This is a genomic window from Massilia sp. CF038 (assembly GCF_900129765.1).
Taxonomy (GTDB): Bacteria; Pseudomonadota; Gammaproteobacteria; order Burkholderiales; family Burkholderiaceae_D; genus Telluria_A.
Window position 1 is genome coordinate 268475 of the sequence record NZ_FQWU01000004.1, and the last position, 26288, is coordinate 294762.

Genomic DNA, 26288 nt, shown 5'->3' on the forward strand with positions numbered 1-26288 from the left:
TTCTATTCAGGTTCTGCTTAAATCGCTTGCAATCGTCGTCGAGTTCCGACAAAATATGAATCTAAGTGATAATGATTCTCATTATAGACCAAGTGGTAAGCCAGCAGGTGATCCCACGCAAAGCAAACGGGAAGGTGCATCAATGATTGTCTGTGTCTGCAATAACATCTCCGACCGGGAAATCCGCCAGGCAGTCGATCTGGGCCTGTCGACCATGGCTGAATTGCGCCAGGATCTGGGCGTGGCCACCTGCTGCGGCAAATGCGCCTCCTGCGCCAAGCAAGTATTGGCTGCCCATCTGGACAGCAAGGTACAAGTCACCGAATTGTCGTTCCGCAACGCACAGGCAGCCTGAGCACCGTGAGCGCCATGACCTTTTCCACGTCGCCTGATCTGGGCGACGCCCGGGCTTCGCTGGGAAAACTGCGCACCAAGTTCGCTCCCCTGGCCACGGTTCTGCTGGCCCACATTGTTGTGGTGTACCTGATTTCCAGTGGTTTGTTCACGCGCATGGTCGACGTGGCCTTGCCAAAAGCCGTGACGGTCCAGTTTGTGGAACTGCCGCACGAAAAAATCCCGCCTGCCGCACCCAAGGTCATTCCCCTGGTCCAGCTGCAGCCGCCTGCATTGCCACAAGTGCCAGTGCCGGTGGTGCAAGTGGCCCCGCAACCGGACAGCATTACCGTCGAGCAGGCGGCCGCTCCGGCACCGAAACCTGCCGCCCCGCCTGTCGTTGTTGCCGCAGCGCCAGCTGCACCCGTCAGCGGCGAACCAAAAACCGTTACCTCGGGCATCGAATACATCCGCGCGCCCCAACTGGCTTACCCGGCAATGTCGCGCCGCATGGGTGAGCAAGGCCGCGTCATCCTGCGTGTGCTGGTCAACGAAAAAGGCCAGCCCGTGGACGTGAAGGTGCAAACCTCGAGCGGCTTTGCCCGCCTCGACGAAGCCAGCCGCCAGGCCGGGCTGCGCGCCCAGTTCAAGCCCTTCATTGAAGACGGCCGCGCCATTTCCGCCTACGTACTGCTGCCTTTCAGCTACTCCACCAACAGCTGATGTCCCCTGCCCTGCCGACGCGCCCGCCTGCCATTGGCGGCACGCGCGCACGTTTGCTATCATGGTGCGATACCTCCACTCTAGAAAGAATCCCATGAAGGGCGACAAGAACATCATCCGGCTGCTCAACGCGCAGCTGACCAACGAGCTCTCGGCGATCAACCAGTACTTCCTGCATGCCCGCATGTACCGTCACTGGGGTCTGGAAAAGCTGGGCAAGAAGGAATATGAAGAATCGATCGGCGAAATGAAGCACGCCGACAAACTGATCGACCGCATCCTCACGCTGGACGGCCTGCCCAACCTGCAAGCGCTGCATAAATTGCTGATTGGCGAGTCGACCCAGGAAATGCTGGAATGCGATCTGAAGCTCGAGCAAGCCTCGCAAGTGACAGTCAAGGAAGGCATTGCCGCGGCCGAAGTGGCGGGCGACTACGTGTCGCGTGACCTGTTCCTGCAAATTTTGGAAGACACCGAAGAACACATCGACTGGCTCGAAACCCAGCTCGATCTGATCGTCAAGGTGGGCATCCAGAATTACCTGCAGAGCCAGATGGCTGCGGCCGACGCCTGAGTTTTCAGCGCCAGCGTGTAGCCCATTTGTCGTAGAAGCCCAGGTCGCGGGGAACCGCGCCTGGCACGGCGCAAATGGCGGCCGCGAATTCGTTGGCGCGTGCCAGCGTCACATCCAGCGCCCACTGGCGCGCCCGGCCCAGCAGGAAGATCGCCGCAAAAGCATCGCCCGCGCCCACCGTATCGATCACGTAGGGCGGCGCCGGATTGTCGCGGTGGACCAGTGGTTCATCCTCGGCGCCAAAGTACACCGAACCGCGGTGGCCCAGCGTGACGATCAGGCCATCGAGCGAAAACATCTGCACCAGCGCCGCACAGGCCGCGCGCACCTCATCGCCCGACAGCGGCGGCGACGATGGGTGGATATCGAAGTACCAGCGAAACAGCACCTGCAATTCTTCCTCGTTGACCTTGGCCACATTGGCCGCGTGCAGCGAGTGGAACACACAGCGCTCGTCGTACTGGCCGTCGCGTAAATTCAGATCCAGGAAACGGTTGGCAGCGCTGGCGTCGAGCAGGGCGTACAAGGTGTCGCGCGAACGCGGACAGCGCTGCGCCAGCGTGCCAAAGTAGACCGTGCTGGCATCGACCGATTCCAGCGCGGCCAGCGCCTGCTCGGGGTTGATGTAGTCGTAGGCCTGGTCGGGCAGGATCACAAAGCGGTGCCCCTTGACGGTGCGCTCGACCACCACGCGCCCGGTCTCTTCCATCTTGTCGACCTGCAGACCGGCTTCGGACATGGCAAAGCGTTCGAACTCGCCGTGCACCACGCCGCCGTTCTTGTCGTTGCCCACGCAGGTGATCATCAGCTGCGGCGCCATGAAGGCGGCCAGGTGGCGCGCCACGTTGAACGGCGCGCCGCCCACCACCTGTTCGGTCACGAAATCGTCGACCAGGGCTTCGCCGAATACAACGGTTGTCATTGGCTTGTGCGCCGTGGCCGCTTATTGCGGCACGGTGTCTTTGAACGATGGCCGTTCGGACAGTTTGTCGAACAGCTTGGCCAGATTGGGGTAATCGGCACGCCAGTTGATTTCGGGGAAGCGGAACGACAGCCAGCCCAGCGCACACCCAACGGCCACGTCGGCCAGCGTGTAGTGGTTGCCCTTGCAGAAAGGCGACTCGCGCAGATTGGCCGACATGACAGCCAGACCCGCATGCACCTTGCCCATCTGGCGTTCGATCCAGGCGGCGCTTTGCTGCTCTTCGGGACGCAGCGTGCGCTCCAGGCGCACCAGTACCGCGGCGTCGAGCACGCCGTCAGCGAGCGCTTCCCAGACCTTGATGTCGGCGCGGTCGCGCGCGTTCGGCATGAACAGTTTGCACACCGGCGTGAGGGTATCGAGGTATTCGACGATGACGCGCGAATCGTACATGCTGCTGCCATCTTCCATGATCAGGCAAGGAACCTTGCCCAGTGGATTCGAATGATGGATGGTGGTGTCTGCGCCCCACACGTTCTCGAGTTCGAAGCCGTAGTCGAGCTTTTTTTCGGCCAGTACAACGCGCACCTTGCGCACGTACGGGCTGGCCAGGGAACCGATGAGTTTCATAGATGCTCAGGATGGAGGATTGGCACACAGTATAGCATCGCGCATGGCGCCAATGCAGGCTGCAGGCACTGCTGGCGTGCGGCCGCCACATCGGCTTGACAAGGCCTGCAGTGGTAAAATGCACGTTTTTGCAGCACGCAATCGACCATCCTCATCCTCCCCTGGAAGCCTTTGCCATGACCACTACCGCCCCTTACTCCACCCTGTCGGCGCTGTCCCCGCTGGACGGCCGCTACGCTGCCAAGACCGACAAGCTGCGCCCGATTTTGTCCGAAGCCGGTTTCATGCACCACCGCGTGAAGGTGGAAATTTCGTGGCTGCAGGCGCTGTCGCAGGCCGGCTTTGCCGAGATCAAGCCGTTTTCCAGTGAAGCCAATGCTGTGCTCGAGCGCATGGCCGCCGATTTCTCCGAAGCCGATGCGGCCCGCATCAAGGCCATCGAAGCGGTGACCAACCATGACGTCAAGGCAGTCGAATACTGGCTCAAGGAGCAGGTCAAGGATGTGCCGGAACTGGTGGCAGCCACCGAATTCATTCACTTTGCCTGTACCTCGGAAGACATCAACAATACCTCGCACGGCATGATGCTCAAGGCCGCGCGCGACGGCGTGATGCTGCCGACCCTGCAAGGCCTGGTCGACAAACTCAAGTCCATCGCGCATGCCAATGCCGCCGTGCCGATGCTCTCGCGCACCCACGGCCAGACTGCCAGCCCGACCACCCTGGGCAAGGAAATGGCCAATGTGGTCGCACGCCTGCAGCGCGCCATCGCCCGCATCGCCGACGTGGAAATTCTGGGCAAGATGAACGGCGCGGTCGGCAACTACAATGCCCACCTGTCGGCCTACCCTGACTTCGACTGGGCCACGTTCTCGAAAAACGTGATCGAACAGCGCCTGGGCCTGACCTTCAATCCGTACACCATTCAGATCGAGCCGCACGATTACATGGCCGAACTGTTCGATGCCATCGCGCGCACCAACACCATCTTGCTGGACCTGAACCGCGACATCTGGGCGTACATCTCGCTGGGCTACTTCAAGCAAACCACCAAGGCTGGCGAAATCGGTTCCTCGACCATGCCACACAAGGTCAACCCGATTGACTTTGAAAACTCGGAAGGCAATCTGGGCCTGGCCAATGCGGTACTCAAGCACATGGCTGAAAAGCTGCCCGTGTCACGCATGCAGCGCGACCTGACCGATTCGACCGTGCTGCGCAATATCGGCGTCGGCTTCGGTTACGCCCTGCTGGCGTACGACAGCTGCCTGCGCGGCCTGAACAAGCTGGAAGTGAACGCGGCACGTCTGGAGCAGGATCTGGATGCAAACTGGGAAGTGCTGGCCGAGCCGGTGCAAACCGTGATGCGCCGCTATGGCATCGAGAATCCGTACGAGCAGCTCAAGGAACTGACGCGCGGCAAGGGCATTTCGAAGGACGCCTTGCGCGAGTTCGTGCTCACCCTGGCCATTCCGCAAGACGCCAAGGACTTGCTGCTGGCCATGACGCCATCGAACTACGTCGGCATTGCCGAAAAGCTGGCGCGCGCGATCTAAGCTGCCCCCGCCCAAAACAAAAGCCCCGTGCGGACCTGTTCCGCACGGGGCTTTTTTGACAGCGGGTTCTTCAGCTTTGGCCGGGCTCGGCGTCGGCGATGCAAGCCGGGTCGAGCGGGGCATCGGCCGCCACCGACAAGGGCACCGACATCAGATGGCCGCGCAAAGTACGAATCAAGGCTTGTCCGCAGCGTTCACTGATGATTTGTGCACGCTCGATGCGCTCGGTACTGCCCTCGGCAAAGCGCACGGTCCTGAACACGCCGGCAGGCGCTGCGCCCGGCTCGGGCAAGACTGGTGTTCGTGCCATTTCAGCGAGCACGATATTGACCGATTCGGCCAGCATACGCGCGCTTTCCTGCTTCAGCCGGGCACCGTTCTGCTCGAACCAGTAAGCCGCGCCCATGCCCGCCGTGGTGCGCGCTGGCGACACCACGCGGATCACCAGCTCGTAGGGCTTGGTCTTGGCGCCTGATTTGATCGACATCGCATGCTCGAGCACCACGGCGCGCAAGTCCTGCGTGATCAGCAGCACGGGCACGCTGTCGAGCACCAGTTCGCCCGCAAGCAGGGCCGCCTTCGCATCGAGCAAGCGCTTGTCTTTCTCGGGCGCCATCTGCGGCATGGCGGCCGCCATCAATTCCTGCTGCGTGTAGCTGTCGAGGATGGCCTTGTGCGGCAGCAAGACGGCATCGGCTGCCTCGCGCATGCGGGTGCGCTCGGCCGACTGGATACCGCCGGACACGGCCGCATGGGTGGCAATTCCAACCAGCAGTCCGGCCAGTCCGCCCGGATACAGGATCTGGCCACCGGCCTGGCCACCGGCCTTGTCAAAATTCATGGCACCGTGGACTTCCACTTTCTGCGCCAACGGCAAACGCAAAGCCATGCGCGGCAGGGCCGGCGCCAGCACAGGGGCCACCACCGGCGCCGCGCCAGGGGCCGGTTCGTCAGTGGCCAGCGCGCTGGCGCTGACCACCATCATGCACGCACTTGCCAGAGCAAGGCGCAGGCTGCGCACAGCGTGCGCCGCGGTAGGCTGGAATGCCATGCTCACCTGCCCTTAATTGCTGAACGGGACGAGAACCTGATCCTTGGTCATTTCCAGGGTCTGGAAATAGGCGTTGGTCAGACCCGGGAAGGCGGGCGCTTCATCCCAGTTGCCATCCGATGCTTTCTGAATGTCGATCGGGGTATACCACTCAAGCGAATTGTCGGTCAGGTTCACCATGAAGCTTTGGCCCTTGACCACTGCTTTTGGCTCAGCCACGGGAATATAGGTCGAGTACATGCGCTCGATTCCGACCATGGTTACCTGGATCACGACGATCTTCTCGACACCCATCGATTGCTTCAAGCCGCGGAAATCCTTGCGGGCAAAATTGGGCGCGTCGGTCTTGAAATCAGGCAGCGCTTCCAGGTTGATGTTGACCAGGCGGGGCTGATGGCCCTTTTTGGTCATCACGGCGGCCAGCTGGGCGTTCAGCTTCGGCAATTCTTCATAGGTCAGCTTCTGGACGTGCGCCGTCATGGCCGTGTGGTTCAGTTCGGCCGCAGCCATGCACAGCAGGCACGATGCGCCTGGGAAGAAGGTATTGATCTTTGGCAGTTCTGTCATGGCGATGGCCACGCGCGTGCCCGGGGTTGCCAGCGCTTTTGGCGTCAGCGCGACCGGCACTTGCGGTGCAGTAGCGCAACCGGTGATCACAAAGGCGAGTGCCGCAAGGAAGAGACGAGTATTCACAAATATCCTGTAATGAAATGTTTTTCTGGAAACAAAAATTGCAGGGAGCATTGTAGAATCAAGCTACAAATTGCGGAAATAAAATATTTACATCCGTGAATAAATGTTGTTTTTTGACTAAAACAAGGAAAGAAGTTGACGCCGCGCGGGCTGTCGTGCCCCGCACCGCGGGCAGCGTGGATTAAGCCTGACCAGGCGCGCCCAAGGCCTGAATCAGCTTGTCGAGCATGGCCTGTCTGGCCTGATCCGGGCGGGCGCCATAACGTTCATGCTCACTGAGCAGTGCACGCCAGCCACCCAGAAAATCGAGGTCGCCGCGCAGTTCGCGCTGGTTCTGAGCCCAGCGTGCGGCCATTGCGGCCAATTTTTCCTGTACTGCATGTTCGGCGCGCCAGCATGGCTCGCACAGAAAGCGCTGCTTGTGGATATGGGTCTTGTTCACCTCGAAGGCATGTTTTTGTTCCAGCGCGGTGAACACGGCAGCCTGGCCGCAACAGCGGCAGTTGTAAGAGCGGTCCGCGTAGCTGTTGCGGAATGTGGCGGCCACGGAGCGCCGGCTCTGCGCCGACCATTGCGCCGGGTCGGCTGGGGCCGTGGCGGGCGCAACTGGCTTCCTGGTCTTCAATTCTGCCAGACCAGCTTGACGCCGAACGAGCGCGCCACTTGCGTGCGCGTGGCCAGCGGCCCGTATTCAGCATGGCTGCCGTTCAGATTTTTCCCCAGCAGAGATAGTTCCACATCCCGCCTTGGCCGCCAGGCCAGACGCGCATCGACAGCCGTGTAGGATGGCACGGCCGGATTGGCCAGCGCGCCCACCTTGCGCAGCATGAGGTCGAAGTCCTTGTCTTGTGCCAGGCTGAACGAGGAGCGCAACTGGGCCGTGTGTGACGGGTCCTTGCGCGCCGATCCCGGCCCCGCTTCATCGGTGCTGCCCGGCTTGAGCGTAAAGCGCTGGTGCAGCGCCATGAAGCCGGCGTTCAGGCGCCACCACGGCGCAGCCTGATAGCTGCCCCACATTTCAATGCCGCTGGCTTTGCCTTCCATCTGATTGCTGAAGACGAGCTGCGGCGGGTCGAACGAGACGATTTCCTGGGTACGCAAGTCGTTGTAGTCGTGATGGAACGCGGTCACCGAGAATGACAGATCCTTGTGTGGCTGGCCGCGATAGCCCAACTCCAGCACCCTGGCCACCTCCGCGCGCACCTGCGCGCCCCCGTTTAAAAGAAACGGCGGCTGGGCCGGTAGATAGGTATCGACGTCGAGACGGGACGGCGCGCGCGCGGTGCGCGACAGGCCGCTCCAGAATGAATGCGCGGCCGATGGGGTCCAGGCCAGACGCAGGGTTGGCAACCATTCGTTACCGGTGTAATCGTTGCGTTCCGCGCGCGCCCCGAGCGTCAGGCGCACGGTCTCGGCCAGCGCAATCTCGTCTTGCGCAAACAGGCTGGCCCAGGTCTGGCCCAGCTTCGCGGGCAAGAACACGAACAGCGGGCCGTTGCTCACCTCATCCCAGGAATGGCGGTAATTGGCACCCCATACCAGACGATGGGCGCCGCTGGCAGCGAGCGAATGCTGGAATTGCAGATCGGCGATGGTCAGCGATTCGGCGTAGGTTGGAATCACATCGCGCTTGCTGTAGTCGATATAGCCTTGCAGCGCCAGCTCACTGCCGTCATCGAGGGCATGGGTCCAGGCTGCGGTGAGATTGGCGCCCGTTGAACTGATGGGGCCGAGCGCCAGACTGATGCCTTGCACCGACAGACTGCCTGGCAGAGGCTGCTCAGCGCGGCCCCGGTAGCCCGTCCCTTGCACGGTAAAACGGTCGGCGCCCTGCGTACGGTCCGCGCGAAACCCGAGCTGGGCCAGGTGTCGGGCATCATCCACATCGGCGCCGCTCACCAGTTCGGTCTGACGCACATCCTGGTACTTGCCGTAGGCGCGCCAGGCCCAGCCGCCGGCGCTGCCGCCCTGGCGAAACGCGCTGTCGCTGCCGCGCGTGCCCGCGCGCAGGGACAACAAGCTGTTCTGGGTGTCCGCCGCATTGCGGGTGGTGATGTTGATGACACCGTTGACGGCATTGACGCCCCACAGCGTGCCGCCCGGTCCGCTGATGACCTCGATCCGTTCGATGTCTTCCAGCACTACATCCTGCACTTCCCAGAACACGCCGGAGAACAGGGGCGCATACACCGAACGCCCGTCTATCATCACCAGCAATTTGTTCGGTGCGGAATTATTGCTGCCGTTCATACCGCGTGCGCTGATGGCGTAGGTGGTGCCATTGTTTTGCGCCACTTGCAGATTGGGCGCCAGGCGCAGCGCTTCGGGAATGTTGACCGCGCCCGAACGGCGAATGTCATCGGCGGTAATGACGAATACCGAGGCGGCAGCGGCGGCCAGCCGTTCCGGCTTTTTCGATACCGAGGTGATCTGAATGTTGGCCAGATCTTCAATCGACATATCGGCGATCTCGATCTGCGGCAAGGCGTCAGCCTGCGCCGGCAGCGACAAGCTCAGGCCAAGCAAACAGGCCGCAGCAGCGTAGCGTGGATCCATGATCGTCCCCTTGTTCAACAACTTGGCCATGGCACAGGATTAGTTACAAAAACAGTGGTTCTGATTTTACATTAGCTTGCATTAACTTCGTTCTCAAACGCGTGGTAACCTGCCACGCAAGCGCACAATTGATTTCTTTGGTATATTAGTCCTAACACGTACTATTTTCCTGAGGTAAATATGCAGCAGCGCTACAACAACATCGCAATCCTGTTTCACTGGCTGATCGCGCTGCTGATCATCGGTGCCTTCACCATGGGCGTGGTCATGACCGACATGCCGGGCATCACGCCGACCAAACTCAAGTACTACTCCTGGCACAAGTGGGCGGGCGTGACGATCCTGGCCCTGGCTGCCCTGCGCCTGCTGTGGCGCCTGAGCCACCGCGCACCGGCCTATCCCGACAGCATGCCGACCTGGCAAAAAAGCGCGGCCAACCTGCTGCACGGGCTGTTGTATGTGCTGATGTTCGCCATTCCCTTGTCGGGCTACTTCTATACCTTGTCGGCCGGCTTCCCCGTGGTCTACTTCGGCCTGTTTGAACTGCCCGTGCTGATGGGGCCGGACCCCGCGCTCAAGCCCGTGCTCAAGGCGGTGCATTACTGGCTGAACATGGGCTTGCTGGGCGCAGTCGGCGCGCACGTGCTCGCTGCACTGAAACACCATTTCATTGACCGTGACGGCGTGCTCAAGCGCATGATGCCGTCCGCCTGATCCATTCAACAAGAGGAGAACCCATGAAACTGAACAAAGGCACGCTACTGGCCGCCCTGCTGGGCGTGGCCCTGGCCGCCACCGCCGCACCGCTCAAGACCGATGTGGCCGCCAGCAAAGTCTCGGCCACCTTCAAGCAAATGAACGTGCCGGTGGAGGCGCCGTTCAAGCGCTTCACGGCGCAAATCGACTACGATGCCGCCAAGCCGGAACTGGCCAAGGCCAATGTGGAAATCGACACCGCCAGCCTGGACGTGGGCGAAGCCGATATGAACAAGGAAGTGGCGAAGAAAGAATGGTTCAATGCAGCCCAGTTCCCGAAAGCGACCTTTGTTTCCAGCGCCATCAAGCCAGCCGGTCCGGGCAAACTGACCGTCAGCGGCAAGCTGACCATCAAGGGCAAGGCCGCTGACGTCAGCTTCCCGCTCACGGTGAAAGCCGAGGGTGCCAAGCAGATATTCGAAGGTTCACTGCCGATCAAGCGCCTGGCCTACAATATCGGCGAGGGCGAATGGAAGGACACCAGCATGGTGGCCGACGACGTCATCATCAAATTCCGCGTTACCGCAGTCAAGTAAGACCTCATTCAAAAAGGGAACCCATGAAAATTCAAAGCCTCATCGCCGTACTGATCGCTACCAGCGCCGCTTCGGCCATGGCTGCACCGGACACTTACACCATCGACCCGGCCCACACCTACCCCAGTTTCGAAGCCGATCACATGGGCCTGTCCTACTGGCGCGGCAAGTACAAGAAAACCAGCGGCACCGTGGTGCTGGACCGTGCAGCCAAGACCGGTTCGGTCAACATCGACATCGATGCCGGTTCGATCGATTTCGGTCTGGACGCGATGAACGCCCACGCCGTCAAGGAAGACATCTTTGACGTCGCCAAGTACCCAAAAATTACCTACAAATCGAAATCGGTGACCTTCAAGGGTGAAGACCCGATGAGCATTGAAGGCGACCTGACGCTGCACGGCGTGACCAAGCCGGTCACACTGATCATCACCAAGTTCAAGTGCATCATGCACCCGATGCACAAGAAGGAAGTCTGCGGCGCCGACGCGTCGGCCGTATTCAACCGCGCCGACTTTGGCGTGACCAAGGGCATCCCGATGTTCTCGCCGGAAGTGCGCCTGGCCATCCAGGTCGAGGCAATCAAGAACTAAGCAGCCCTTCAGTAAATCAAAAACCGCGCTCAAGAGCGCGGTTTTTTATTTCCACCACATCGCCCTCGCGAAGGCGGGGGCCTATTCCACGTAACCGAATTCGGCGCCGTGGTATGGCCCCCCGCCTCCGCGAGGGCGATGTTGGGGTTTAGCGACCATCGCCGTCAAAGTCACCCGGCAATGCCCGCTCGACCTTGTCAACATAAAAAAACCGCGCCCTCAAGCGCGGTTTCTATAGGCACTACATCGCCCTCGCGCAGGCGGGGGCCTATTCCACGTAACCGAATTCGGCGCCGTGGTATGGGCCCCCGCCTCCGCGAGGGCGATGTTGGGGTTTAGCGACCATCGCCGTCAAAGTCACCCGGCAATGCCCGCTTGACCTTGTCGACATAAAAAAACCGCGCCCTCAAGCGCGGTTTCTATAGCCACTACATCGCCCCCGCTTCCGCGAGGGCGACGTGCGGCTTAACGGCCGTCGCCGTCAAAGTCACCCGGCAATGCACGTTCCACCTTATCCCAGGCAGCACGCGAAGCCGACTTGGCCTGCTGCCAGTTCAGGCGCGATTTGCCCTTGACGCGGTCCCATTCGGTGGCCAGATCATTTTCGACGGTGTCGAAGTTCTGACCCACATAGCGGCCGCGGCTGTTGTAGCCCAGTTCGTAGGCAGGGCCGTAGTCGTCATAGGTGTAGCCTGGCGAATAGTACGGTGCCGTCTGATACGAGCTGCGCCAGTAGGCTGCTTCCTCTTCTGGGTTGACCAGGCTGCCCGCTGCCTTGCCGGCCATGCCGCCAGCCAGCGCGCCAATGGCCGCACCGGCTGCCATGCCGACCGGACCACCGACTGCACCAGCTGCCGCACCCACTGCCGCGCCACTACCGGCACCGACGCCCTTGGCCAGGTGATGGTCATGCAGTTCATCGCCCGATTTCGGGTTGACCACTTCGCCTGCGCCCTTGCCAGCCAGACCGCCAGCCAGACCGCCGATGGCAGCACCGGCTGCCATGCCGACGGGACCTGCCACTGCGCCTGCGGCAGCACCTGCGGCTGCGCCGCTACCAGCGCCAATGCCTTTGGCAAAGTGGTGTTCAGGCAGATCGTCGCCCGCTTTCGGGTTGATCACTTCGGCTGCGCCCTTGCCAGCCAGGCCGCCGGCGATACCGCCGATGGCTGCACCAGCAACAGTGCCGATCGGACCGGCGACCGAGCCAATACCGGCGCCAGCAACCGCGCCGCCTGCTGCGCCGACGCCGGTGCCGATGATGTGCTCACCAGCGTTGTCGGTCCAGCTGCGCTCGATGTGCAGCGCATCTTCGGTGCTGCGTGGCTTCACGCCCATCAGGATGCCGCCATTCTTGATGCCTTCTTCGTAGTGCTTGACGCGTTCTTCTGGAATGCCGGCGCCAATCAGCGCACCAACCAGGCCGCCTGCCAGACCGCCGGCACCGGCGCCTGCCAGTGCTGCTGCCAGCGGGCCAGCCACGACCAGGCCAATGCCAGGCAGGACCAGGGTGGTGCCAACAGCAGCCACGCCGGCCAGCACGGCGCCAATGGTGCCGCCAATGCCAGCGCCGACGCCGGCGCCTTCGGCAGCTTTGCTGCCCAGTTCAGTATCGGTGTCGGCGAAGTGGGTCTTGCGGGTGTCGTCCGACATCATCAGGGTGACGTCATCTTTCGAATAGCCGCGGTCAGCGACGGAGTTGTAGGCACGCTCAGCGCTGGTGCGGTCACGGAACAGACCCGTAACCATGCCGGAATTCTTGGTGGACGTCGTATCGTAGTTGCTCATATCGTTTCCTTTCGAATTTTCATGTGCGGGGCTCGCATACAAACCTGGAAATGTTTGCCAGTGACGAAACGATAAGTCGACAGCAGCCGCGCTTCCGTTCGTTGACGCACGCTATTTCGGTCTTTCCAAATGCCACTGTTTTTGGGAAAGAAACCCAATTCCCCACTACGTTCGTTGCCGCACCGACCACCGTGTCGCGCGACCTTATTCTTTTTACACGGCCCGGCAATCTGCAAGCGGTCTGGGGACTTTTTAACCAATAGGAGGATTCAACATGTTATTCATTATCTGGATTATCGTCGGCGGTATCTTGGGTTGGCTGGCCAGCATGGTCATGAAAACGGACGCAGAACAAGGCATGATTCTGAACGTCGTGGTCGGTATCGTCGGTGCATTCCTGGGTGGCTGGCTGCTCTCTCCGCTGTTCGGAACCGGGACCATCAATTCAGACGACTTCAGCGTGACCTCGCTGCTGGTATCCTTCCTTGGTGCCGTGATCCTGCTGGCGATTGTGAATCTGCTTCGCCGCGGAAAAGCACGATAAGAAAACTTCACTCCACTAACCAACGCCGCAAGCGTTGGTTTTTTTTCGTCTGGCTCAAATTATGAGAATGAAACCTTTTCCGGCGGCATTGATCTCCTGCATCGTGACCTTGCTCGGGGTATTTTTGCTCTTTAATTTCATGCCGAGCGAGAAAAAAATCGAGCGCCAGCTGCAACGCCAGTACGACGTCAGCGACCCGCAATTCCGGCGCTCCATGGGTGTGCTGCTGGGCCCGCCTATCCTAGACGGCAACAAGGTCGAAGTCCTGCTCAATGGCGACCAGATTTTCCCGGCCATGCTCAAGGCGATCCGTGAGGCCGAGCACACCATCACGCTGGAAACCTATATCTACTGGTCCGAATCGATCGGCAAGGAATTTTCGGAAGCGCTGATTGAGCGCGCGCGTGCCGGCGTGAAGGTGCATCTGATGCTCGACTTCATCGGCAGCATGAAAATGGATGACGCCGCCATGACGCGTATGAAGGAGGCTGGCGTCAAGCTCGAGCGCTTCCACAAGCCGGTATGGTGGAAGCTGACCAAGCTGAACAACCGCACCCACCGCAAGGTGCTGGTGGTCGATGGCAAGATCGGCTTTACGGGCGGGGTCGGCATTGCCGACCAATGGCGCGGTACCGCGCAAGATAAAAAACACTGGCGCGACACCCACTTCCGGGTCGAAGGCCCGGTTGTGGGCCAGATGCAAGCCGTGTTTGCCGACAACTGGACCAAGGCCACCGGGGTGGTGCTGGATGGCCCTACCTACTTCCCGGCGCTGGCGCCACGCGGCGGCCATGCCGCGCAAATGTTCAGCAGTTCACCCCAGGGCGGCAGCGAAAGTATGCTGCTGATGTATCTGATGTCGATCACTGCCGCAAAACACAGTATCGATTTGTCGAGCTCGTACTTCGTGCCGGACGACCTGACCATCAAAGCGCTGGTGGCCGCTGCCAAGCGTGGCGTCAAGGTCCGCATCATTACGCCCGGCAAGGAAATCGATTCCGACGTGGTGCGTGCCGCTTCGCGCGAGCGCTGGGGCGACCTTCTGGCGGCCGGCATCGAAATCGCCGAGTACCAGCCCACCATGTTCCACGTCAAGGCGCTGGTGGTCGACAGCCTGATGGTGTCGGTCGGCTCGACCAATTTCGACAACCGCTCCTTCAGCCTGAACGATGAAGCAAACTTGAACGTGATTGATCCGGAGTTTGCCAAAGCCCAGGTGGCCATCTTCAACCAGGATTGGCAGCACACCCACAAGATCAGCCTGGCCGAATGGGAAAACCGCTCCCTGTGGGACAAGGCGGCCGGCGAGATCGCCTCCCTGATTGGCGACCAGCTGTAAGGACATATGCATACAATTCCACTGCGGCAATTGGCCAGAATTCAAGCATAATCTGGTTGACGAAAGCGGGGACGCTAGGGATACTTTGGATCGCTCAAAAAGCAATCCAACCGATCCCACAACAAGAGACGATCCCGCATGAAAAAGACCCTGTTTACGCTCGCGCTGCTCAGCACCGCGGCGGCCCACGCCGACGAAGGCATGTGGATGCCCCAGCAGCTGCCACAAGTAGCCAAGCAACTCAAAGCCGCCGGCCTCAAGCTCGATCCGGCCACGCTGACCAAACTGACCGAATTCCCGATGAACGCGATCGTCAGCCTGGGCGGCTGCTCGGCCTCGTTCGTGTCGCCGCAAGGCTTGGTAGCCACCAACCACCACTGCGTGTACAACAGCGTGGCGGTCAACTCGACTCCGGAACGCGACTTGCTCGCCAATGGTTTCCTGGCCAAGAGTTTCGCTGAAGAACTGCCGGCAGCGCCAGGCAGCCGCATCTATGTGACCAAGGCCGTGACCAACGTCACCAGCCAGGTCATTACCCCGGAAGTGGACAAGCTGGCCGGCAAGGCGCGCGTTGATGCGGGCGAAAAGAACATGAAGGCGCTGGTGGCCGAATGCGAGAAGGATGAGGGCCACCGCTGCAGCATCGCCAGTTTCTACGGCGGGCTGGAATACTACATGACCAAGCAGCTGGAAATTCGCGACGTGCGCCTGGTGCACGCGCCACCAGCGGGCGTAGGCAAGTTTGGCGGCGATACCGACAACTGGATGTGGCCGCGTCACACCGGCGACTACGGTTTCTATCGCGCTTACGTGAGCAAGGACGGCAAGGCTGCCGACTTCTCCAAGGACAACGTGCCTTACCAGCCGGCGACGCACCTGAAAATTGCCAAGGAAGGCGTGAAAGAAGGCGACTTCATCATGGCGCTGGGCTATCCAGGCCGCACCAACCGCCACCGTCTGCCATCGGAAGTGGTTTCCACCTTCGACTGGGAATATCCGGCCTTCGTCAAGCTGTCGGCCGAGCGCCTAGCCATCATCGCCAGCGAAACCAAGACCAACGAAGATGCACGCCTGAAGTATGCGGGCATGGTTGCCAACGTCAACAACTACTACAAGAACCGCAAGGGCATGCTGACCAGCTACGAAGGTAGCGACATGCTGGCGCGCAAGACCAAGGAACATGAAGAGCTGAAAGCCTGGGTCAAGTCGAACCCGGCCCGTCAGAAGGAATTTGGCGCCGACATTGAGTCTGTGGAAAAACTGATCGCGCAACGCGATGCAGAAGCCAAGCGCGATTTCTTCTTGAACACCGCTTCGCCGCGTCTGCTGGGCGCTGCCCGCCAGATGGTGCGCCTGGCCAATGAAAGCGCAAAGCCGAATGCGGAGCGCAAGATTGGCTTCCAGGAACGTGATTTGCCGCGCCTGAAGTCCGGTCTGGCCGCATACGAACGCACCTACGACGAAAAAGTCGACAAGGCACTGGTGCTGAACAGCCTGGTGAAATACGCTGCCCAGCCAAAAGCCCAGCGCAATGCCAACTTTGACGCCGCCATGGGCATCCAGGACGGCATGACCCAGGCCCAGTTGAAAGCCTTGCTGGACACCATGTACGCTGGCTCCAAGCTGAACGACAAAGCCGCCCGCGAAGCCATGCTGACCATGAAGCCCGCCGACTTCAAAGCCAGCAACGACAGCTTCATCAAGGCTGCCGTGGCCATGTACGAGCCGGGCCTGAAGACGGAAGCTGAAGAAGACGAACTGGCAGGCAAGATCCAGCAATCCTACGCCAACTACATGAAGGCCAAGATCGCCTACATGAACAGCAAGGGACGCGCGGTTTATCCTGATGCCAACAGCACCTTGCGCGTGACCTACGGCAATATCAAGGGCCGCGAGTATGGCGCCGACGGCACCGGCTCCTGGAAAGCGTTCACCACCCTCAATGGCGTGGTGGCCAAGGCAACTGGCGAAGGCGAGTTCAATGCGCCGGAAGCGCAGCTGGCAGCCATCAAGGCCAAGGACTTCGGCAAGTATGCCGATCCAAAGCTCAAGAGCGTGCCAGTCAACTACCTGGCCACGCTGGACATCACCGGTGGTAACTCCGGTTCGGCGGCACTGAATGCCAAGGGCGAGTTCATCGGCCTGGCATTTGATGGCACGCTGGACTCCATCATTTCCGACTGGGATTACAACAAGGCCAACACGCGCGACATTCAAGTCGACGTGCGCTACATCCTGTGGAACATGAAGCATGTCGACAAGGCGGACAACCTGCTGAAAGAGATGAACGTCGAATAAACCCGATCGCTTCGTCGAAAAGCCACGCCGCATTCAAAGCCGCGTGGCTTTTTTACGCCCACCACCACATCGCCCTCGCGGAGGCGGGGGCCCATACCACGTATCCGAAGTTGTTCAGCATGGCATGGGCCCCCGCCTCCGCGAGGGCGATGTTGCGTTTCTCAACTGCCCGCCAGTAACGACGTCTGGTGAAACATTGACGACAAATCAAAATACCAATCACGAACCACTTGAGGTAGTATACAGTCCAATCTAATACCAGATGGCAATATGCCGGGGCACCCATGGCCACCAAACGCGCGCTGCTGCAGTTCTCGCTGTTCTTCATCCTGTATGAGCTGACCGTGTACTTGTCAAACGACATGATCATGCCTGGCATGCCGTTGGTGGTATCCCAGTTCAACGGTTCCAGCCGCCACATCGCCTTGTCGCTCAGCTTGTACATCTTTGGCGGCAGCCTGCTGCAAGTGGTGCTGGGTCCCCTCGCCGAACGCTACGGCAAGCGCCGCGTGCTTTTGTGCGGCAATGCCCTGTTCCTGGTTGCCACCGCGCTGGTGCCATTCGCCCAGACCATGCCGCAATTTCTGACGATCCGCTTCTTTCAGGGCATGGGCTCCTGCTTCATTTTCCTGGGCTACGCCACCATCCACGAACTGTTCGATGACGTGCAAGCCGTCAAACTGACCACCCTGTTCTCGAACACCACCGTGTTTGCCCCGCTGATTGGCCCCGTGGTCGGCAGCGCCATCATTGCCGTGGCGCCCTGGCAAGCCGTATTTGTCACAGCGTTCGCGCTGGGCCTGATTGCCTGGATCGGCTTGTGGCGCAGCATGCCTGGTCCCGCTGCCCCGCCGCAGCCCACCAGCCTGCAAGCCATTGCCGCCAGCTATCGCCGCATCCTGAGCAACCGCACATTCATGTTCGGCATCTTCATCGCCGGCATCTCCATCACCCCATTGACCGCATGGATCGGCCTCTCGCCCGCCATCGTGCTGCAGCGCATGCAGCAACCGTACAGCGTCTACATTGCTTATCAGTGCGTGATCTTCACCGGCTTCATCCTCAGCACAGTGGCCATCCAGCGCATGGGCGATCAGATCTCGCTCACGCGCCTGATCCGCCAGGGGGGCGCGCTGGCGCTGATCGGCATGGCGGGCGCGGGCATCGTGCACGCCCATCCGCACCTCTACATTGGCTGCATGTTCGTGTTCTCTGCCGGGTTCGGGCTGTTCAATGGCGCGCTGGTTCGGCTGTCGCTGACCGCCACCGGCGAGTCGATGAGCCTGACCTCGTCGGCCATGAGCCTGCTGTACTGCGTCTACATCGCCATTGGCCTGGAACTGTTCAATCTGTTGTGCGAACGCTTTGAGTACGCCTTGTCCGCCTACGCCCTTGCCAACGTGCCGCTGGGGATCGTGATCTATCTGTCCCTGCTGCGTTTTGCGCGCACCCATGACAGCCGCCAGGCCGTGCTGCAAGGCGCAACCTGAGGACAGCGCCATGAACGATTTCATGACCGACGTGACGGCCCGGCTCGAGGAACTCAAGGCCGCGTTCATCGCCATCCAGCAGTGGCAAGCGTTTGAACAGTCAGCGCCCGACAGCGCTTATCAGGCCCGGGTTGGCCTGCTGCGCGAAAACTACCAGCGCCGCCTGCGCGAATTGCGCCAGGCCGTGCGCACCAACTTCGCCCACTTCGATGCGTCGCGCACTGCGTCGCTGATGGCCCTGCCCACACTGCCGCTGGATGCGGCCGAACGGCGCACCCATCGCATCTGGCTGGGCGGCCCATTGCCTGCCATGGCGGTCGAAGCGGCGCGCCAGTGGCAATGCGCCATTGACGGCGCTGACGCCGACTTTGCCTCGGCCTTATGGGTGTGGGACGCACAGCAGCTGCAGGCCGACCCGCGCTATGTCGCCAGCGTCGGTCCCGGCTACCGAATTGGCAGTTGCGTTGCTGCCGGCGTGCGCCTGGAGGTTTGCAGCCTGCGCGAGCTGGCACTGGCACGCATGCCCGCAATTGGCGCATCGCTGGAAGCGCTTCACGCACAAGGCTGCTACGTCAACCTGGCCGATTTTTTCCGCTTGCTGATTCTGCACGAAGAAGGCGGCATCTATCTCGACGTCGATACCATGCCTTACCGTGGCGCGACCTTGTTTCTGGCTTGCCCGGAAGTGCCCGACTATGTTCTGTTCGCGCCCGCGCCACAGCATATTTGCTGGATGAATCTGGTCGACGACGAAAATGGCATGCTGGTCGCCAAACGGCACACACCGGCCCTGGCCACCATGCTGGCGCAGATGGCCAGCCGTCTGGCGCTGCTCGCTGCGCCCGACCGGGGCGCTCTGCATGACGCCACCTATGCCGTGTGGCGCGCCCACATGGGTCAAACGTTCACCAGCTATCAGGCGCTTGCCGCCAGCCACGCGATCCTGCACGACGAGACGGCCGAAGCGGTGGTCAGCGGCGTGCATGGCATGCGCCTGGTGGTCGATGCCCTGACTGGCGAAGCGCGCCCGCTGGCGCCGGACGAGCAAGCTGCCTACCGCGCATGCACGGCTGCACTGGCAGAACGCCGCTGGCAGTTGCCCGATCCGCTGGAACTGGCGCAATTGGCCGACCTGACCACCGTGGATGAAATACCACGTATGGCCTACGCGGCGCAGCTGCGCGCGCAGACCCCGGGCTGCCATTACTATTCCTTCCTGTCGCATGACCCGCAGCTCGACCGCGTGAATCATTTGTTCGGCGCTTATCTGCTGGCCCGCAATGCCCTGCGCATCGCGCGCGGCCAGTTCTTCAGCCCGACCAGGGGGCGCGCGCCTGCCCTGCATCCATCGTTCAGTGCGAATCAGCGCGATACCCAGGCGGTGCGGCCATGCTGAGCTTTCGTCCTGGCGCGCAGGTCGCCAATGACCACCTGGACCGCATGGCGGCCCTGCTGTTCGAGACCAGCTATCTGCAGTACTGCTCGATCGCCAACAAGCTGCGCCTGCCGTTCCAGCAGCTGCAGCGGCGCCAGAATATCGACCCCTACCTGGGCCAGGTGCGCGCCATGTTTGACGGGGCAGACAACTTCACCGGCTTCTTCAGCGCCGCCACCCTGGCCGAATTTGCACAGGTGGCAGCGCCCTCGCACTACCGCGACGAGATGAAAGCCATGGACGACGCCTACGACGCCTTCCTGGCGCAGCACACCTTGCCATCGGACTTCCTGGTTGCCAGTCTGGCGATTGAAGCGCGCTACCGCGGGGCGGGTCTGTTCAAGGCGATGCTGGCCGAAATCGCGCGTGAAGCCCGTGTGCGCGGCTGCCGCCGCATCGTGCTGACGGTGTGGGAGCAAAGCGAGGCCCTGCCCATGTACCTGGCCAAGGGCTTTACCAGCTGCGCCACGTTCGACTACGCGTGGGAGCTGTTTTTCGACCGCCTGCATTTCATGGCATATGACCTGGAGAGCACATGATCGACACCATCGGCAAAGACAGCATTGTCGAACGCAACCTGTCCACCGTGGCCGGCGCGCACATGCGCCTGAACACCCGAGCGCACGGTGAAGCGCTGCGCGTGCTGTCCGAGGATGACTGGCGCTTCTGGCGCGAGAACGGCTACGTGGTGATTCCGAACGCGGTCGACGGCGCCCAGCTGGACCGGCTGGAGGGCCTGATGTGGGAGTTCGAGGAACTCGATCCGAACGACCAGACCAGCTGGTACCCGGAACACAAAATGCGGCGGCGCACGACAGAACTGAGTTTCAACGCCGGCATGATCGAGCTGTATCATCACCAGTATCTGTGGGATGCGCGCCAGAGCCAGCGGGTGTACGATGCCTTTGTCGACGTCTGGGGAACGGAACAGTTGTGGGTCTCGATCGACCGCATGAATTTCAATCTGCCGCCAGCGCCGGGGTTTGAATTTCGCAGCTTCATGCACTGGGATTATGATCCTGACACCGATCCGCAGAACGTGCAGGGCGTGCTGGCCATCAGCGACCAGCTCGACCCGGAAGTCGGCGGTTTTGTGTGCATCCCGGAGCTGTTTCGCCACTACGATGCGTGGCGGGCGCGCCAGGGCGCCAACTGGGACTGGTATCGGCCAGACGTGGCCGACCTGCCGCATGTGCCGGTCCTGCTGCGCAAGGGCGACCTGCTGATTTTTAACAGCAAGCTGTGTCACGGCATTCGCCAGAACCGTTCCGCGCACAAGGTGCGGCTGGCACAGTATATTGCGATGATGCCCGCGCAGCCCGATAACGCGGCGCTCAAGGAATGGCGCATCCGGGCCTGGCGCGAGCGGCTCGCGCCAGAGGGCTACAGCCTGCATGGCGATCCGCGCCGCTGGGAGCAGACGCGCTACGCCAGGGCCGAGCTGAGCGAACTGGGTGAAAAATTATTGGGCTCGCGCCCGTGGTAACAACAACACAACAGGGGATGGAAATGACGGAGCAAGTGCAGGATCAGGAAATGCGCAACAAGATTGGTCAACTGTTCATGGTCGGATTCGATGCGCTCGAACCCGACGCGCACATCACGCGCCTGATCACCGAGCAGCGCATCGGCGGCGTGATCCTGTTCCGCCGCAACGTGCACACGCCCGCCCAGGTGGCGGCGCTGTGCCGCAGCCTGCAAGAGATCAACGCGCGCGTCAGCGACGAACCGCTCCTGATTTCGCTAGACCAGGAAGGTGGCATGGTCATGCGCATCGAGCAGGGCGTTACGCCAATTCCCGCGGCCATGGCATTCCAGCAGGCCGGCTCGGAACGCGATTGCGAAACGCTTAACTTCGTCAGCGGCGACGAAATGCGCCAGCTTGGCATCAACATGCTGCTGGCGCCCGTGCTGGACGTGAACAACAACCGCCTCAACCCGGTGATCGGCGTGCGCGCTTACGGCGAAGACGCCGACACCGTGGTGCGCTACGGCCTGGCCGCCATGCGCGGCCAGAAGTCGGCCGGCGTGATCGTCACCGCCAAGCACTTCCCCGGCCATGGCGACACCGCCACCGACACCCATTACGACACCGCCAGCGTGCCACACGGGCTGGAACGCCTGCGCGAAGTCGAACTGCGTCCGTTCGCTGCCGCCATCGAACAGGGCGTCGACGCGATCATGACTGCGCACGTATCCTTCCCTGCCATCGAACCTGATACCTCGGTGCCGGCCACGCTGTCGAAAAACGTGCTCACCGGCCTGCTGCGCGGGGAAATGGGCTACCAGGGCGTGATCATTTCGGACTGCCTTGAAATGGCTGCCATCTCCGAGGGCATCGGCATTCCCGCCGGCGCCATCGCTACCTTGCAGGCGGGCGCCGACATCGTGCTGATCTCGCACCGCGAAGCGCAGCAGCACGCCGCCATCGATGCCGTGATTGCCGCGGTGGGCAACGGCACCATTGCCCCGGCCCTGATCGACGCTGCGGCCGCGCGCGTGCGCGCGCTCAAACAGGCTAACGCGGTGCAGGGCTGGCGCGCCCTCGATGTCCATCCCGCAGGGCTGATGAAGCCAGGTTCACTGGCGCTGGCAGCCCAGGTACAGCAGGCCGCGTTGCGCGTGGAAGGCAGCTTCCGTCCACTCGACCGCACCTTGCCGGTCACGCTGGTGACGGTGGAAGTGCGTTCGCGCAGCGAGATCGACGAAGTGGCCAACAGCCGTAACAAGGATGCGCGCAGCACCATGCTGCCAGCGCTGCAGGAAGCGGGACTGGACGTGCGCGAGATTGCGATTTCGGCCGAAGCCGGGCAGGAAGAAGTGGACGCTGCCCTCGCCTTTACCCAGGGGGCAGCGCAGATCGTGGTGCAGACCTACAACGCGATGCTGGTCGGCGGGCAGCGCCGTCTGCTCGAAGCCATGCCGGCCGAGCGCCTGTGGGTGGTGGCCGGGCGCTTGCCGTACGACCTGGATCTGGCGCCGCAGGCGCAAGGCCGGCTGGCCGCGTATGGCTGCCGCCCTGCCGCCCTGGCGCCGGTCGTTGCCAAACTGGCTGGCGTGGCCTGATCAGGCTTTCGTATTGAGCGCCGAATGGCGCACGCTGTAGCCGAAGTAGGTCAGCAGCGCCAGCGCCATCACGATCGAGAACACCATGTAGGTGGTGTTCGACAGGCCATGCATGATGTACAGGCAGGCCGCCACGCTCAGGCCCGGCACCAGGTAAGGGCCGAACGGTACGCGGAAGCCCTTGGTCGTGGCTTCGCCATGCTTCTTGCGCATCACCGGCACAGCAATCGACACCACCATGAAGGCGGTCAGCGTGCCCATGCTGACCATGTCCCACAAGAAGGTCGAGTCCACCAGCGCGGCCACCAGTCCCACCACAACACTGACGATCAGCGTATTGCTGACCGGCGCCGCCGTGCGTGGATTGACCTTCTGGAACGTCTTCGGAATCAGGCCGTCACGGCTGATCGCGTACAGGATGCGGGTCTGGCCGTAAATGGTCACCAGCGTCACGCTGAACACCGAAATCACCGCGCCAGCCGACAGGATCAACGCTGGCCAGGCTTTGCCCGTCACGTTTTGCAAAATGACCGACAGGCCGGCCTGCTGGCCTTCGAACATGTGCGCCGGCTGCGCGCCCACCGCGGCAAACGCCACCAGCAGATAGAACACCGTCACAATGGCAAGCGCACCCAGAATGCCCTTGGGGACGTTGCGGGTTGGGTCCTTGACTTCTTCGCCGGCGGTTGCCACTGTGTCCAGGCCAATGAAGGAGAAGAACACCAGACCGGCGCCGGCCGCCACACCGGCCATGCCGCCCTTCTGGGTGGCGGTGTCCGGGTAGAAGAAGGGGGTGAAGTTGGCCGCGTCAAAACCCGACAGGGCAATCGCAATGAAGAACAGCAGAATCGCCAGCTTGATCAGCACCATGATGGCATTCGTGGTGGCCGATTCCTTGGTGCCGCGAATGAGCAATACCGCGCACAGGATCACCAGCAGCACCGGCGGCAGATTGAAGTGGCCGGGATTGAATTCGACCCCGTGTTTGCCCGCCACGATAAACGGCGTGCGCAGCGTTTCGGGAATCTGCCAATGGATGGAATTGGTCAGGAAGTTGTTCAGATAATCGGACCAGCCAATGGCCGTGGCACTGCCCGCCAGGCCATACTCGAGCAGCAGGCAGGCCGCCATGATGAAGGCGGCAAATTCACCCAGGGTCGCGTAGGCAAACGAGTAGGACGAGCCCGAGGCGGGAATGCGGAAAGACAGTTCGGCATAGCACAGCGCGGTCAGGCCAGCGGTCAGCGCGGCAATCAGGAACGACAGAATCACGGCCGGGCCGGCCTTGGGCACCGCTTCGACCATGGTGAAGAAAATGCCGGTGCCGATAGTGGCACCGACACCGATCATCGTCAGTGGAAACAGGCCCATGGTGCGCGCCAGGCCGCCGCTGTGCGCGGTATCGGAATGCCTGGCAGCTGTTTTGGTGCGGAGCAGCTTTTGGCCAATTGTCTGATTCACGGATCGTCCCTTATATCGTTCTTGTCGCCGGCTCGTGGCTGGCTGAAATGAATGGCAGCAGGGATTATAGGGGCTAATGCCATTTACTAATACACATCTTTCGCGCCTGCGGACCGGGGCGCAACGGTGTCGAAATTTCGTGTCAAGAAAGAAATTTCCATTTAACATGCTTTTTGGATGCAACTTTGATAGAATAGCCGCCATGAGTGAGCTGAACCAATGCGACTGACCCGTTTTTCCGACATCGGCCTGCGCGTGCTGATTTATTTGGCACGCAGCGGAGAACGCCGTTCGCCTGTCACGGTCGCGGAAATCGGTGCCCAGTTCGACCTGCCGGTCAATCACCTTGTCAAGGTGGTCGGTCAGCTGGCGCGGGTAGGCTGGGTGACGGCAACCCGTGGACGCAATGGTGGTCTGCGCCTGGCGGCCGATCCGGATCTGCTGCGCGTCGGCGTGGTCTTGCGCGAGCTGGAAGGCGATGCCGAGATGGTCGACTGCGAAGGCAGCAATTGCAGCCTGCGTGGCGATTGCATTCTGCGCGGTGCACTGGAAGCGGGCAAGCGGGCGTTTTACAACGCCATGGATGCCTACACACTCAGCGCCATTACCCAGGGTGGTACGGGCGAACAGATCGTCCGCATGCACCGCATGTATCTGAATCAGGCGGAAGGCGCCGCCGCGTAGCACAGCGTATTGACACCAATATCAGCCGGAGCACGCGCCGGCCTTTTTTTAATCTAAAAATATGCATATTTTATGCAACTTAAGGAAACCATGATTTCTTCTTCTGCCCGTCCCTACATCGATGCCAGCGTTCCCGTCTTGCGTGCCCATGGCCTGGCCATCACGACCGCCTTTTATCAAAACATCTTCGCCGAACTGCCGCAGCTGACCAACTTGTTCAACATGGGGAATCAGGCCAATGGCGCGCAACAGCAGTCGCTGGCCTCGGCCGTGTTTGCGTACGCCGCCAACATCGGCAATCCTGACGCGCTGGGGCCCGTGGTGAACCGCATCGTGCACAAACATGTATCGGTCGGCGTGCGCGCCGAGCACTACCCGATCGTCGGCCGCCATCTGCTTGGCGCCATCGCACAAGTGCTGGGTGACGCTGCCACCCCGCCCCTGCTGGCCGCCTGGGACGAAGCCTACACTGCGCTGGCCACCATCTTCATCAATGCTGAAAAGGCCCTGTACGCCGACAACGCCATGGAGCCGGGCCAGACCCGCAGCATGCGCGTGACCGAGGTGGCATTGCAGGGTGAAGACGTGCTGGCCATCCGCATCTCGCCAGCCGACGGCGGTGCCGCTCCGGCATTCAAAGCTGGCCAGTACCTGAGTGTGAAGGTGGATTTTGGCGATGGCCGCCAGCAGATCCGCCAGTACAGCTTGTCCGACGCACCACGCGACGGCAGCCTGCGCATCTCCGTCAAGCGCGACGGTGAGGTGTCGAACTGGATCCACCAGCATGTGACCGCGGGCAGCGAACTGCAAGTATCGCCGCCGTTTGGCGACTTTACAATCGATACCGAATCGAACGAGCCGGTGGTGCTGCTGTCGGCCGGCGTCGGCATCACGCCCATGATTGCGGCCCTGAACCGGATCGCACAGGTGAACCCGGGCCGCTACGTCATCTTTGGCCACGCCGCACGTGACCGCGCCCATCAGGCCCACCAGGGCGACCTGGCTGCCGCCCGCGCTGCCATGCCGAATTTGCAGATTGTGACGTTCTACGAGAAGGCGGAAGAAGGCAGCGATGCGCTGGCAGGCCGGATGGAAGTGGCGCGCCTGCCGTCATGGCCGCGTAGCGAGACCAATGTCTTCCTGTGCGGACCACTGCCGTTCATGCAGGCGCAATGGCAGGCGCTGGTTGGCGCCGGCGTGCCGGTCACCCGCCTGCACCGCGAAGTGTTCGGCCCGGAGGCGCTGGACCACCTGCTGTAA

The 26288-nt window shown here is 61.5% G+C and carries 25 protein-coding genes; 17 read left to right on the plus strand and 8 right to left on the minus strand.

Going from position 1 to position 26288, the window contains the following annotated elements; all coding sequences use genetic code 11:
- Positions 1 to 142 precede the first annotated feature (142 nt).
- From BUC24_RS22635 to bfr, 3 genes are all read left to right on the plus strand, one after another.
- Positions 143 to 355 (plus strand): (2Fe-2S)-binding protein, encoded by a 213-nt coding sequence (locus BUC24_RS22635; protein WP_073222320.1) that lies wholly within the window; start codon positions 143 to 145, stop codon positions 353 to 355.
- Positions 356 to 369: 14 nt separating this feature from the next.
- The gene (locus tag BUC24_RS22640; RefSeq protein ID WP_073222323.1) at positions 370 to 1056 is read left to right on the plus strand and encodes an energy transducer TonB; all 687 of its coding nucleotides are present in this window, start codon (positions 370 to 372) and stop codon (positions 1054 to 1056) included.
- Between the two features lie 94 nt (positions 1057 to 1150).
- On the plus strand, positions 1151 to 1630 hold the full coding sequence (bfr, locus tag BUC24_RS22645; RefSeq protein WP_073222326.1) for a bacterioferritin: 480 nt from the start codon (positions 1151 to 1153) through the stop codon (positions 1628 to 1630).
- 4 nt (positions 1631 to 1634) lie between these two features.
- Here bfr and BUC24_RS22650 read toward each other — a convergent pair whose 3' ends face one another.
- The gene (locus BUC24_RS22650; protein WP_073222328.1) at positions 1635 to 2552 is read right to left on the minus strand and encodes a PfkB family carbohydrate kinase; all 918 of its coding nucleotides are present in this window, start codon (positions 2550 to 2552) and stop codon (positions 1635 to 1637) included.
- A gap of 21 nt (positions 2553 to 2573) precedes the next feature.
- Positions 2574 to 3182, minus strand: a complete 609-nt coding sequence (locus BUC24_RS22655) for a glutathione S-transferase N-terminal domain-containing protein (RefSeq protein WP_073222330.1) — start codon at positions 3180 to 3182, stop codon at positions 2574 to 2576.
- Positions 3183 to 3358: 176 nt separating this feature from the next.
- On the opposite strand from BUC24_RS22655, the gene purB reads away from it, so the two are divergent.
- Positions 3359 to 4738 carry an adenylosuccinate lyase gene (gene purB, locus BUC24_RS22660; protein WP_073222333.1) on the plus strand — a complete coding sequence of 460 codons (1380 nt, stop codon included), beginning with the start codon at positions 3359 to 3361 and terminating at the stop codon, positions 4736 to 4738.
- Between the two features lie 70 nt (positions 4739 to 4808).
- Here the strand turns inward: purB and BUC24_RS22665 are convergent, their stop codons facing one another.
- From BUC24_RS22665 to BUC24_RS22680, 4 genes are all read right to left on the minus strand, one after another.
- Positions 4809 to 5789 carry a hypothetical protein gene (locus BUC24_RS22665; protein WP_143167623.1) on the minus strand — a complete coding sequence of 327 codons (981 nt, stop codon included), beginning with the start codon at positions 5787 to 5789 and terminating at the stop codon, positions 4809 to 4811.
- A gap of 12 nt (positions 5790 to 5801) precedes the next feature.
- Positions 5802 to 6482, minus strand: a complete 681-nt coding sequence (locus BUC24_RS22670; RefSeq protein WP_218606534.1) for a hypothetical protein — start codon at positions 6480 to 6482, stop codon at positions 5802 to 5804.
- Positions 6483 to 6663: 181 nt separating this feature from the next.
- Complete coding sequence (locus BUC24_RS22675; RefSeq protein ID WP_073222339.1) at positions 6664 to 7107, minus strand: zinc-ribbon domain containing protein; 444 nt, start codon at positions 7105 to 7107, stop codon at positions 6664 to 6666.
- On the minus strand, positions 7104 to 9038 hold the full coding sequence (locus BUC24_RS22680) for a TOL_0244 family TonB-dependent receptor (protein ID WP_229448569.1): 1935 nt from the start codon (positions 9036 to 9038) through the stop codon (positions 7104 to 7106). Before BUC24_RS22680 ends, BUC24_RS22675 begins: the two co-directional genes overlap by 4 nt.
- 180 nt (positions 9039 to 9218) lie before the next feature.
- Here BUC24_RS22680 and BUC24_RS22685 point away from each other — a divergent pair, with 180 nt between their 5' ends.
- From BUC24_RS22685 to BUC24_RS22695, 3 genes are read left to right on the plus strand one after another with little or no spacing between them, the layout of a single operon-like run.
- Positions 9219 to 9752 (plus strand): cytochrome b, encoded by a 534-nt coding sequence (locus BUC24_RS22685; RefSeq protein WP_073222341.1) that lies wholly within the window; start codon positions 9219 to 9221, stop codon positions 9750 to 9752.
- 23 nt (positions 9753 to 9775) lie between these two features.
- Positions 9776 to 10330 carry a YceI family protein gene (locus tag BUC24_RS22690; RefSeq protein WP_073222344.1) on the plus strand — a complete coding sequence of 185 codons (555 nt, stop codon included), beginning with the start codon at positions 9776 to 9778 and terminating at the stop codon, positions 10328 to 10330.
- A gap of 23 nt (positions 10331 to 10353) precedes the next feature.
- Positions 10354 to 10923, plus strand: a complete 570-nt coding sequence (locus tag BUC24_RS22695) for a YceI family protein (RefSeq protein ID WP_073222346.1) — start codon at positions 10354 to 10356, stop codon at positions 10921 to 10923.
- Between the two features lie 465 nt (positions 10924 to 11388).
- On the opposite strand, the gene BUC24_RS22700 is transcribed toward BUC24_RS22695, so the two are convergent.
- Positions 11389 to 12711 (minus strand): hypothetical protein, encoded by a 1323-nt coding sequence (locus BUC24_RS22700; RefSeq protein ID WP_073222348.1) that lies wholly within the window; start codon positions 12709 to 12711, stop codon positions 11389 to 11391.
- Between the two features lie 274 nt (positions 12712 to 12985).
- Here BUC24_RS22700 and BUC24_RS22705 point away from each other — a divergent pair, with 274 nt between their 5' ends.
- The 8 genes from BUC24_RS22705 to nagZ all read left to right on the plus strand — a co-directional run bounded on the left by BUC24_RS22705 (position 12986) and on the right by nagZ (position 22883).
- Positions 12986 to 13255, plus strand: coding sequence for a GlsB/YeaQ/YmgE family stress response membrane protein (locus BUC24_RS22705; RefSeq protein ID WP_073222350.1), 270 nt, complete (start codon positions 12986 to 12988; stop codon positions 13253 to 13255).
- A 67-nt stretch (positions 13256 to 13322) separates the two neighbouring features.
- Entirely contained in the window at positions 13323 to 14594 is a 1272-nt protein-coding gene (cls, locus tag BUC24_RS22710) for a cardiolipin synthase (RefSeq protein WP_373887984.1), read from the plus strand.
- A 138-nt stretch (positions 14595 to 14732) separates the two neighbouring features.
- Positions 14733 to 16892, plus strand: coding sequence for a S46 family peptidase (locus tag BUC24_RS22715; RefSeq protein WP_073222353.1), 2160 nt, complete (start codon positions 14733 to 14735; stop codon positions 16890 to 16892).
- Positions 16893 to 17176: 284 nt separating this feature from the next.
- The gene (locus BUC24_RS22725; protein ID WP_073222358.1) at positions 17177 to 18382 is read left to right on the plus strand and encodes an MFS transporter; all 1206 of its coding nucleotides are present in this window, start codon (positions 17177 to 17179) and stop codon (positions 18380 to 18382) included.
- Positions 18383 to 18392: 10 nt separating this feature from the next.
- Complete coding sequence (locus BUC24_RS22730) at positions 18393 to 19778, plus strand: glycosyltransferase (RefSeq protein ID WP_073222360.1); 1386 nt, start codon at positions 18393 to 18395, stop codon at positions 19776 to 19778.
- The gene (locus BUC24_RS22735; protein WP_073222363.1) at positions 19772 to 20356 is read left to right on the plus strand and encodes a GNAT family N-acetyltransferase; all 585 of its coding nucleotides are present in this window, start codon (positions 19772 to 19774) and stop codon (positions 20354 to 20356) included. Before BUC24_RS22730 ends, BUC24_RS22735 begins: the two co-directional genes overlap by 7 nt.
- Positions 20353 to 21303 carry a phytanoyl-CoA dioxygenase family protein gene (locus BUC24_RS22740; protein WP_073222365.1) on the plus strand — a complete coding sequence of 317 codons (951 nt, stop codon included), beginning with the start codon at positions 20353 to 20355 and terminating at the stop codon, positions 21301 to 21303. Before BUC24_RS22735 ends, BUC24_RS22740 begins: the two co-directional genes overlap by 4 nt.
- Before the next feature lie 23 nt (positions 21304 to 21326).
- Positions 21327 to 22883, plus strand: a complete 1557-nt coding sequence (gene nagZ, locus BUC24_RS22745) for a beta-N-acetylhexosaminidase (RefSeq protein ID WP_083599112.1) — start codon at positions 21327 to 21329, stop codon at positions 22881 to 22883.
- Here nagZ and BUC24_RS22750 read toward each other — a convergent pair whose 3' ends face one another.
- Positions 22884 to 24344 carry an APC family permease gene (locus BUC24_RS22750; protein ID WP_073222370.1) on the minus strand — a complete coding sequence of 487 codons (1461 nt, stop codon included), beginning with the start codon at positions 24342 to 24344 and terminating at the stop codon, positions 22884 to 22886.
- Between the two features lie 219 nt (positions 24345 to 24563).
- Here BUC24_RS22750 and BUC24_RS22755 point away from each other — a divergent pair, with 219 nt between their 5' ends.
- Both BUC24_RS22755 and BUC24_RS22760 read left to right on the plus strand, forming a co-directional pair.
- Positions 24564 to 25028, plus strand: coding sequence for an RrF2 family transcriptional regulator (locus BUC24_RS22755; RefSeq protein WP_073222373.1), 465 nt, complete (start codon positions 24564 to 24566; stop codon positions 25026 to 25028).
- A gap of 90 nt (positions 25029 to 25118) precedes the next feature.
- On the plus strand, positions 25119 to 26288 hold the full coding sequence (locus tag BUC24_RS22760) for a globin domain-containing protein (protein ID WP_073222509.1): 1170 nt from the start codon (positions 25119 to 25121) through the stop codon (positions 26286 to 26288).